We start from the raw sequence: 4009 nt of genomic DNA, 5'->3' as shown, positions 1-4009 counted from the left end.
ATATATACCACTATATACTACATTCCAAATTTCTTCTTCCTCTTAGGTTGCTGATCTTCGAATTCCGGCATTGGTTCCGGCTCAGGCTCTTCAATTTTTGGTTGTGGTTGGTTCATAGGAGACATTCCAGAGCCTGAACCCATTTTTCCGCCTCCATTATTTCCACCGGTTCCGGTTCCTGTGCCTGTTTTAGGTTTTGTTTCTAACTCTGTCTTTAATATATGTTCGCCAAATTCATTTATTACATAACTACTAACGAAATTTTGAGGATCTTCTTTTTCTTCTTTTTTATTTTTATTTACATTAGGTTTTGATTTAAATATATGCTGGGTCTTTTTGTATAATGCCTTTAAATTATCAATGATTGACCTTGCAAGAGGCTTTTTCTCTATTTTCATAGTTTCCTCTGGCTGAGGTGGTTTGGTTTGCTGTAAGTATGTTGCATTAGCTATTTTTAATAATAATGCTTTTTCTTTTTGCTCCATAGCTCTTAATTTTTGACCTTTTCGCCATTGGTGCCTGTGTATCCTGGTCATTGGCGTTCTGTCCAGTTCAATAGTTTTTGAAATCCACTTGGCTTTCTCTTTCTGAGTTTTAGCAAAAACAGCCTTTCTTTCTGCCTCTTCTTTTTGGTCTTTTAATGAACGGGAGTCAATACGAGATTTATGACCATATTTTTTTAATCGGTCATTTGCTATTATTTCCCAGTTAACTCGCCAGGCTTCAATGTTTTCTCTATTATTCCATTCTCTTTGTTTGTTCCCAAATCCATTTGGGCTAACAGTTCTTAAAGTTAGCATTACATGAGCATGAGGGTTATGACTATCAAGATCATGAAATGCTATGTCTGCAATCATTCCATAATCCACGAAATTTTCTTGGCAGTAATCGAGGACGATCTGCTTCTTCTGGCCGTCGTCAAGCTCCTTGGGAATGGCTATGTCCAGATAACGGCATAGTTCGGCATCCTTTCGCTTCTCGCCAGCCTCTACGGCATTCCAGAGGGTGCCTGAGTCCTTCACCAGTTCGGCAGGTGTGCCGGCAGGGGAGAGGATAGCAGAGCCGAAAAATCCCTCTTTTTTTGTATAATCCCAGGTTGCCCCGGTTCGATTATCTTTTGTCTTTTCTCGGTTTTGATATGCAGATAAATAAACCGAAGATTTACCTTCTGATCTTCGTAATTTTTTAAAGCTGATATGAAATGTCGCCATAGTCTACCCCTTACTTTTTTTTGTCTTTTGAATTTTGGTTTTTAGCCCCGCAGGGCCCATACGTCGCTTGCGACGTGTAAGTGGGCATTACTAATATTATTTTTTCGGTTGCACCTCAAAATAATAAGTAATGAACCCCAGGCTTCGCCCAATATTAAATATTATTTATTTTATTCTAAAATATATTTGACTAAAGTAAATAATGGAGGTAATAAATAACAAAATAAATAATTAGGAGGGTATTATGAATAAACTTATAACAGAGGCAGAAGGTGCAAGAATCGAAAGTGTTTTTAAATACATATTAGAGGCATCTGAAAGCATATTAATAGAGCATGGGCATGTTATTACGGGGCAAATAATAAAAAACAAAAAGTTCTTTGCTGATAACGGGCATAAAGATTTTGAAAGGTTAGAGTATTACCTTAGCTCGGCAATTAGTTCTCTTGTCGAGGATAAGGTAACAGAAGGCATTAAAGACATTAACACGGATGAGAACCTTGTTTTTAAAAAAATAAATGAATTGAGTGATAAGGAAAAATTAATTTTAGCTGAGTGTATTATTAAACATTTTGAATATTCAAATATTAGAGGAATGCAAAAAGCTTTTAATATTTTTGGGGGTGATAAATGAGTAAATCTACTGCACAGCAGATCGCAGATTTGCAAAATAAACTACAAGCATTAAGGACAAAAAAAGCAAGACAGGACCGAAGGGAAGAAACGAGACAAAAAATAATCCTGGGTGCAGAAGTGGCTAAGGTTTTAGGTAAAAAACCAGAGGAAATTAACAAGGCTTTAATTCTTGGGTTGTTAAGTAAAATAAATGAACTTGACGAAGAAGAAAAACAAGAATTCACACGATTAGGATTAAATATTTTAGAAGAGTGGAAGAATGAAAATCGTAAACCGTGAACAATAAAAAACCAGCCGATCTTGGCTGGTTTTTCATTGTGAAGGGTTGCCAGCCGTAGGCTGGAGGTTTTAAGGTTGCCAGAGGGCCTCTGGTGGCTGGGTGGGTTTGTTGATTTGTTGGTACCAGAGTGTCCCTCACCTATCCAGACACAAGCCCGGATACGGGGAAAGGGGGAAAAATCCCCCCAGGGGTGGAGGGTTTGGTTAGGTTAGGGGGAAAAACTGCTTAGAAGTCGTTACAGGCTGTTTTGAGGCATATCTAAGGCAACATAACGGCGATACAGGGCAACGGCTCCGTGATACGAACAGCCCATTTTGTCGGCTACCTGTTGCCATTTCAGCCCCTGGCTTCGTAGTTCGTAAGCCTGGCGACGGCGATCCATTGCTGTTTGTTCATAATCTTCACGAGGTTGTGAAAAATATTTTCTTACTGTTCTTTCACAACGACCCGTCATTTCCATTATTTCTTTTGCTTTTATTTTTTTACCATTAATGATCATAAAACCCCCTTGCTCATTAATATGTCTAACATTTCATTTTTAACATTGGTTTTTTTAGTTTTTCCTTTGTTTTTTAAACCTCTATTTGATTGTATTAATGAAAATGTATGGCTATCAAAATTTTTCCAGGTCCAACGGGCTATGCTTCTTGCTGTTGCTTTTAACTCTTTGTATTGTAACGGATTTAGTGGATTGCAAAAAGTATTTAAACCCTGCGCTTTTAATAGTAGTTCGTTTTCGAATTTCTCGAAAGTAGATATTTTTTTGAAATTTAAAACCGTTCTGTAAGCATATTGTCGTAAGTCTTCGAATAAATTAACATTGCGACCTAGACCATAAGCCTCGCTTTTTTTCTCTTGTATTTTAGGCTTTTCTAAGTCCACAAAATCAGCTAAATAATCCAGGTCGTAAAGGTCAGCACCTGACCAGAACGGCGACCAGTGATTATTGAGTGGATTTTTTGTAATCAATCCAGCAAACCCCAGATCTGCTTTTAGTTTTTTCGCCATAGCCATTTCAACGGCAGCGGCATACTTCAACGGCTTCAACCTTGCTTGTTGTGTCTTACAAACACCTGCTTTAAGCATGTACCCGTAATGGCAACGACCTGTCTTTGGTGTTTTTGTAATAAAGTGAGGTATGGGTAAGCCCACCTTCTCAAATGTATAGAATGAGTTTTTCTTATCTAAATCAAAGAGTAAGCAAGTTTGGATTGCTGGCTGATTTGCCTGTAAATACAGCATTTCTAAGGCTTTTGCCTTGTTCCTTATGCTTAATCCCATATCGAGGTTATTTGTACAATAAGGCTTGTTAGGCATTTGATTTTTAAAAAAATCGATGTTATGTTCTTCTTGTATTATCATTTTTTCAGTCCTTTTTATCTGGCCCTACTCTCTGTTTTCTGTCGCCAAAACAAAATCGCAGAGGGTGGGGTTTTTATTTTTATAGGTTTTTCAATCCTGTACCAGTTCTAACCGATCTTAAAAATTTGTCAAGTGTGCGCCTTAACCATATCAGATAACAGCCCAACGAAGTTGGGGCAGTTCTTTACATACGGCAGCAAAGCATTACTATCAGATCTATGGTGCGAAGCATTACCGAAGATAGAAAAACAATAAAAAAAGAAAAAAGAGTATTGTTCGAAGAAAAATTGGCGATTCGATTTTTTTTGGTGAATATATGAAAAAAAAGAAAGTGCAGAAAAAACGGAAAAGAAATAAGCATAGTAAATTTTTTAAAATGCTTATGAAGTCAGTTAATGAAGCTGTGGCAATACATAAAGGGGAAATAGAACCGGCGAGGATCACAACTCTAAAAATGTAGTATATTATAGTATAGTATTAAATAATATTAAGTTGTATTAAGTGATACTACTATATAGGA

Annotated in this window: 5 protein-coding genes; 2 read left to right on the top strand and 3 right to left on the bottom strand. The window is 36.9% G+C overall.

All coding sequences use genetic code 11. From position 1 onward, the window contains the following. Positions 1-17: 17 nt before the first annotated feature. Positions 18-1211: a MobQ family relaxase gene (mobQ, locus tag HV229_RS26105; protein ID WP_181547851.1), complete on the bottom strand. Its 1194-nt coding sequence runs from the start codon at positions 1209-1211 to the stop codon at positions 18-20. A 244-nt stretch (positions 1212-1455) separates the two neighbouring features. Between mobQ and HV229_RS26100 the strand changes: the two genes are divergently transcribed. Then, positions 1456-1845, top strand: coding sequence for a hypothetical protein (locus HV229_RS26100; protein ID WP_181547849.1), 390 nt, complete (start codon positions 1456-1458; stop codon positions 1843-1845). Further along, the gene (locus HV229_RS26095; protein ID WP_079843899.1) at positions 1842-2126 is read left to right on the top strand and encodes a conjugal transfer protein TraD; all 285 of its coding nucleotides are present in this window, start codon (positions 1842-1844) and stop codon (positions 2124-2126) included. Before HV229_RS26100 ends, HV229_RS26095 begins: the two co-directional genes overlap by 4 nt. A gap of 236 nt (positions 2127-2362) precedes the next feature. Here HV229_RS26095 and HV229_RS26090 read toward each other — a convergent pair whose 3' ends face one another. Further along, positions 2363-2626 carry a plasmid replication protein gene (locus tag HV229_RS26090; RefSeq protein WP_102017747.1) on the bottom strand — a complete coding sequence of 88 codons (264 nt, stop codon included), beginning with the start codon at positions 2624-2626 and terminating at the stop codon, positions 2363-2365. Next, positions 2623-3489, bottom strand: coding sequence for a replication initiation protein (locus HV229_RS26085; protein ID WP_181547853.1), 867 nt, complete (start codon positions 3487-3489; stop codon positions 2623-2625). Before HV229_RS26085 ends, HV229_RS26090 begins: the two co-directional genes overlap by 4 nt. Positions 3490-4009: the final 520 nt, after the last annotated feature.

Source organism: Citrobacter sp. RHBSTW-00524, assembly GCF_013747755.1.
Classification (GTDB): domain Bacteria; phylum Pseudomonadota; class Gammaproteobacteria; order Enterobacterales; family Enterobacteriaceae; genus Citrobacter; species Citrobacter braakii.
The sequence above is the reverse complement of the archived record's forward strand: the minus strand, read 5'-3'. Positions and strand labels throughout refer to the sequence as shown.

What these genes read in the sequence shown, in the direction of transcription:
- mobQ (WP_181547851.1), bottom strand. Translation starts at nt 1,211, where the DNA reads ATGGCGACATTTCATATCAGCTTTAAAAAATTACGAAGATCAGAAGGT.
- HV229_RS26100 (WP_181547849.1), top strand. Translation starts at nt 1,456, where the DNA reads ATGAATAAACTTATAACAGAGGCAGAAGGTGCAAGAATCGAAAGTGTT.
- HV229_RS26095 (WP_079843899.1), top strand. Translation starts at nt 1,842, where the DNA reads ATGAGTAAATCTACTGCACAGCAGATCGCAGATTTGCAAAATAAACTA.
- HV229_RS26090 (WP_102017747.1), bottom strand. Translation starts at nt 2,626, where the DNA reads ATGATCATTAATGGTAAAAAAATAAAAGCAAAAGAAATAATGGAAATG.
- HV229_RS26085 (WP_181547853.1), bottom strand. Translation starts at nt 3,489, where the DNA reads ATGATAATACAAGAAGAACATAACATCGATTTTTTTAAAAATCAAATG.